5 protein-coding genes are annotated in these 5,525 nt (G+C 57.2%); all 5 read right to left on the bottom strand.

Annotated features, from left to right (window positions below; translation table 11 throughout):
* Nucleotides 1-854, bottom strand: an 854-nt coding sequence (locus tag SMC5_RS03025; protein ID WP_133299152.1) for a DMT family transporter, incomplete at its 3' end; no start/stop codon positions are given.
* A 144-nt stretch (nucleotides 855-998) separates the two neighbouring features.
* Nucleotides 999-2,441 carry a sigma-54-dependent transcriptional regulator gene (locus tag SMC5_RS03020; RefSeq protein ID WP_119119534.1) on the bottom strand — a complete coding sequence of 481 codons (1,443 nt, stop codon included), beginning with the start codon at nucleotides 2,439-2,441 and terminating at the stop codon, nucleotides 999-1,001.
* A 36-nt stretch (nucleotides 2,442-2,477) separates the two neighbouring features.
* On the bottom strand, nucleotides 2,478-3,875 hold the full coding sequence (locus tag SMC5_RS03015; RefSeq protein ID WP_119119533.1) for a sensor histidine kinase: 1,398 nt from the start codon (nucleotides 3,873-3,875) through the stop codon (nucleotides 2,478-2,480).
* Nucleotides 3,876-3,900: 25 nt separating this feature from the next.
* Nucleotides 3,901-4,860: an ATP-dependent 6-phosphofructokinase gene (locus SMC5_RS03010; protein WP_119119532.1), complete on the bottom strand. Its 960-nt coding sequence runs from the start codon at nucleotides 4,858-4,860 to the stop codon at nucleotides 3,901-3,903.
* A gap of 2 nt (nucleotides 4,861-4,862) precedes the next feature.
* The coding region (locus SMC5_RS03005) for a 6-phosphofructokinase (RefSeq protein WP_119119531.1) at nucleotides 4,863-5,525 on the bottom strand (663 nt) is incomplete at its 5' end.

Here is a 5,525-nt window from a genome sequence, read left to right as displayed (position 1 = left end):
ACGCCCAGAAGGACGACGGCTCCGCCGGCCAATTGCATCACTGTCACTGTTTCGTGCAGCACGACCCAGGAGGTCAGCACGCCAAAGACCGGGATAAGGTTGAGGATGTTGACCGCCTGGGTCGATGTCATTCTGGCGACCCCATAGTTGTATAGTGAGTACCCTCCGACTGAACAGAAAACCGCTAGATAGATGACAGCCCAGACAGCTGCTGCGGGGACCGGGAAGACCGGGCGCTCGAACGCCCCTGCCAGAGGCAGAAGGACGATACTGCCGAACAGCATCTGAAACATCGCAGTCCTGCTGGCCGAGCTGTTGTTGGACAGGTTCTTGACAAGGATGCTGTAGAAAGCCCAGCAGATGCCCGAGAGGATGATGAGTCCATCGCCAAGCAGACGCTTTCCTCCCAAGCTTCCTCCAAGTGAACGCGGGTCGACGATGAGAATGACGCCGACGACGGACAGCCCGATGCCCGTGACGGCCACATGCGAGAACTTCCTGTGGTATACCAAAGCCTCCACCAGGAGCGACAGCACGGGAAAAACACCCATCATGAGCGAGATCTCGGAGGCTGTTGACAGGGCAAGCCCCACGTTCTCGAAGAGGTAGCTCAGCGTATAACCTAAGACTCCTCCCAGAATCATAGTGCCGAATGCCCGGCGGTCCAGGCGGAGGTCTTCGTGACGAACAAGCAGCCAGACGAACAGAATGACACTTGCGAGCGCGAAGCGTATCCACGCGAGCGAAAGCGGCGGAATCCAGCGCAAGGCCAGCTTGGATACGGTAAAGGACGTTCCCCAGACGAACGCCGATGCTACGACGGCTGCTATGTTGGCAGTTCGGCTTGTCCGCATGATTATATGATGGTACTTCTACCTGCAGCTCTTGTCAAAGAGGGGGACACGAGGCTGTACCTGCACTATTGAAAACAGAAGAAGCCCCGGTGGTTCGTGTCCGGGGCTCAATAGACTGAGGAGATCAGTTGCGAGGTGTCGTTGCTACTGATCCCGATCCTGCAGCTTGTAGTCCCGAATCTTGTTGAACAGCGATTTGCGAGAGATGCCGAGGAACTGGGCGGCCTTGGTCTTATTGCCGCCGGATTCGTGCAACGCCTTGCGGATCATATCGATCTCCATTTGCTGGATGGCATCTGACAGGCGAAGCCCCCCGTTGCCCTCTGCGGCGACGGGTTGCGGCTGTGTGGGTTGTGCCACCAGCGGCTGACCCTCAGGAACTGAAGACTCCTCACGCCGATGCAAAATGGGTTGAGAGTCAAGGTCCACTGTTTCGGGAAGGAGCACGTGTGCCTGGGAGATGATGACTGCCCGGGCGATGACGTTTTCCAGCTCTCTGACATTTCCCGGCCACTCGTACGCATCGAGGCGCTCCAAGGTTTGGTCTGCAATCTCAGTGACATCGCGCCCATACTTGGCGGCGTATTTTCTGAGGAAGTGGCGAGCCAGCAACACGATATCGCCGTGCCGGTCGCGCAGCTGGGGAAGCCGTAGCGTAATGACGTTGAGACGATAGAACAAGTCCTCGCGGAACTTCCGTTCAGAGACCAGTCTGGTCAAGTCCTGGTTCGTGGCCGCGATGACACGTGCGGACGACGTCAGGTGCTCATGGCCGCCGACGCGTTCGAAACCTCCATCCTGCAGGATTCGCAGCAGTTTGGCCTGAAGCGGCAGTGACATATCGCCGATCTCGTCGAGAAAGATAGTGCCACTGGAGGCTTGCTCGAACTTGCCGATGTGCGTCTCGAAGGCATCAGTGAAGGCTCCCTTTTCGTGACCGAACAACTCACTTTCGAGAAGGTTCTCCGGGATGGCCGCGCAGTTGACGACAACGAATGCACAGTCCTTCCGATGGCTGTTATTGTGAACAGCCTTGGCGACCAGTTCCTTGCCGGTTCCTGAGTCGCCGAGAACGAGAACGGTCGCGTCCGAGCTGGCGACCTTGCCGATCTGCTTGTAGACTTCCTGCATCAGTGGACTCTGACCAACCAGCTCATCGCTGTTGATGACGGGAAGGTCCTCGGGGCGGGTCCGTCCTGAGAGAAACGATAATTCGCGAAGCTCGAGCGCCCTCTTGACCTTGATTTTCACCTCATCGATGTCAAACGGTTTAGTCAGGTAGTCATAGGCGCCGGACTTCATGGCCGAAATGGCGAGATCCGACGAACCGAACGCTGTCAGGAAAATGACGGGGAGATCAGGCTGGGACTCTTTGATCTTGAGAAAAGCATCCATACCACTCATGACGGGCATCTTGACGTCCATCAGGACGGTGTCCGGACTTATAGCTTTAGCCTTCTCGACTGCTTCCTGGCCGTTCTTGGCGACATTGACGCGATAGCCTTCGTCCTCAAGTGATTCGCGAAGTAGTTCGCGTATGTTTTCCTCGTCGTCTACGACCAGAATGAGCTTGCTCAGGGTTTTCATAGGCAATTGCATATTTTATCGGTTTCGAAGTCCGAGTCAAACACCAGGATTGATGATTCGCTGCATGTTGACAATGAACGTTGTGCCTGCTCCCTCTGTACTCTCATAAGTAATAACCCCATTGTGGAAGGATGCGATCTTCTGGGAAATGGGAAGGCCAAGACCTGTACCATGTTCCTTGGTCGTAAAGAATGGCGTGAACATCTTGGGCCTGTCCTCGTTCCTGATACCGACACCGACATCACGTATCTCGACGATAACCCGATCCGCTTCGGTCTGTGCTGTGACGGTGACAGTTCCGTCTTCCTTGTCCTGCATCGACTGTATGGCGTTCTGCAGCAGGTTCATGAACATCTGCTCGGTCTGGCGCGCATCCCAAGTGACCATGACCTGTGGCACTTGGAGGTCGAGCGTCGCGTGGCCATCCTTGAACTGCTGTACCATGAGCTCGCCGAGCGAAGCAAAGAACTCCCGGAGATCGAATTCGATCGGCTGGACCGGCGACGGGCGCCCAAAAGTGAGGAGGTCCTTGACTAGCGCTTCGAGGCGGTCGGCTTCACTGCGGATGGGGATGATGTATTTGGCTTCGGGGCGCCCCTGCAGCTTCTTTTCCAGAAGGCTGGCATATCCCTTGATGCTTGTGAGCGGGTTGCGTACCTCGTGGGCGATGCCGGTTGTAAAGGTGCCGAGAGTCTTGAGGGCCTCGGTCTGCTTTGCTTCTTCGATACTCCGCTTGAGTGAGTGTGCCAGATCGGCGACAGCGCGCGAGATCTCTCCCAGCTCCCCTCCACCGCGCGGCACGGGCGTATCCAGGTTGGTCTTGAGCCGGACGACGCTGCGGCGCAGGGACAACAGCCGTACCAGGAAGAAAGCCAGCAGGACGATGGTTGCTGCGCCGCTCAGCCCGATGGAGACGGTCGAAGTCTTGAAAGCCTCGAAGCGGACGCGTTGCAACGGAGCGAGGACCTGGGACATGTCTCTGTCGATGACCAGGTAGCCGACTGTCCGTGTGCCTGCCTTCAAGGGAAGAGCGATGGTCAGCTTGGGTAACGGGTTGTATGATGCGTCCGTCAGGTAGACAAGACTTGGGGTGAAGAGGCTGATCTGGTATCCGATGCTGACACGCGGGAAGTTGTCCCTAAACGCGTTGATGTAGTCATAATAGGATTTGGAGAGGAAGATGCTCATCAATTCGTTCTGCCTGGTCTGGCTCAATGTGTCGAACTGATAGCCGGTAGACAGTTCGCCGTACATACGGCTCCAGCGCTCGACGGCCTGCGATCCTATGGCCTGGAGGGTCTCACTCTCCTTGTTGACGAGTTCATTCTGAAACTCAACAATAAGGCGATTGCTCAGAATTGCCATCGAGATGCCCACGATGACCAGGGCAGTCACAATAATCTGGAAGGTCAGCGACTTGAAGACTCGACCCACTTGGTCCTCCCGGGATAAAGCAAGACTAGATGGATACTCGCTTCAGCAGTTCCACAAGCTCTGGCTTGAGAAGGTTGCGCCGGGTCACTGCTTCAAGCGTTTCCTGAAGGACAATATGTCCGTCGCGTGTTCCTGCGACGACACCCGAGTGGCCTTCGTTGAGTGCGACAACGGCCGCTTCACCCGATGTGCTGGCCAGGATGCGGTCGAAGCGTGTGGGGCTCCCCCCTCGCTGGACGTAGCCAAGGACGGTCGCCCTGCACTCCACCGGCAAGTTGGCACTGATGTAGTGAGACAGCTCCTCTGCATGTCCTGCGCCTTCTGCCATGACGATGATGTGGTGTTTCTTGTGCGCCATGACGTCATCGTGAAGGCGCGTGATGAGTTCGGGAATGCTGAAGGGTAGTTCTGGGGTCAGAACGATGTCGGCGCCCGTCGCCAGAGCGGCTTCGAGTGCGATGGAGCCATTGTCTCTGCCCATGACCTCGACGACGAATACGCGGTCGTGAGACTCTGCCACGTCGCGAATACGGTCAATGGCATCAATGGCGATGTTGACGGCAGTATCAAACCCGATGGTGTAATCGAAGCCATACAGGTCGTTGTCGATAGTCGACGCGACCCCGACGACGGGAACACCCAACTGGCCGAGCAGGTAACCACCAGTCTGTGAGCCGTTGCCCCCGATGATGACCATGCCGTCCAGCCGATTCTCCTGGACGACGAGCGCTGCCTGCTTACGGCCTTCCTCAGTGCGGAACAGTTCACTGCGGGCGCTCTTGAGCATTGTGCCTCCGAGTTCCAGGATGCCGGAGACGCTGCGTGCGTTGAGTTCTATCCACGTGTTGGATACCAGTCCGTCGTAGCCGCGCTCGAACCCGACCGCCTCGACTCCCATAGACGCAGCCGTGCGTGCAACTGCGCGGATGGCAGCATTCATGCCGCTGGCATCGCCGCCGCTCGTCAGAAGTCCGATGCGTTTCATGGCTACTTGGAGAAGACCTTCAGGAGGTCGATCCACTCCTGAGAGACCGTCTTGAGCTTGCCAACAGCTTCGGTGAGCGGAATTGCGACTATTTCGGTGCCGCGGAGAGCAGCCATCTTGCCGAATTCGCCATCATGGATCATCTCAACGGCTTTCACACCGACGCGGGATCCCAGGATGCGGTCGAACAGGGTGGGACTGCCTCCCCGCTGGATGTGCCCTATCGTGGCTGAACGAGTCGAGACTCCCGTCTTCTCTTCGACGATCCTCGCCAATTCCGGTCCCACACCCCTGTTCTGCAGCAGCATGTGGCCAAAGTCGTCCAGACTCTCGCCGGTGGCCTGCGTGACTTCTACTCCCTCGCTCACGACAATGAAGGCATACTTCTTGCGCTTATAGGCGGTCATGACCTGCTGCACCATGGCGTCCCAGTCAATGGGAACCTCGGGGATCAGCGTGTAATCGGCTCCTGAGCCAATGCCGGTGTAGAGTGCAACCCATCCGGCGTGCCTGCCCATGACTTCCAGGATGATGATGCGCCGATGGGACAGTGCAGTGTCCTTCAACCTTCGCGAAGCGTCAAGAGCAACATTTACTGACGTGTCGAATCCGAATGTGGAGTCTGTTCCTGACAGGTCATTGTCCATCGTCTTCGGGACGCCGAC

The organism is Candidatus Cryosericum odellii (assembly GCF_003570935.1).
Lineage (GTDB): Bacteria > Caldisericota > Caldisericia > Cryosericales > Cryosericaceae > Cryosericum > Cryosericum odellii.
The sequence above is the reverse complement of the archived record's forward strand: the minus strand, read 5'-3'. Positions and strand labels throughout refer to the sequence as shown.

Excerpts from the sequence above, each read along its gene's own strand:
- SMC5_RS03010 (WP_119119532.1), bottom strand. The coding sequence starts at position 4,860 with ATGAAACGCATCGGACTTCTGACGAGCGGCGGCGATGCCAGCGGCATG.
- SMC5_RS03020 (WP_119119534.1), bottom strand. The coding sequence starts at position 2,441 with ATGAAAACCCTGAGCAAGCTCATTCTGGTCGTAGACGACGAGGAAAAC.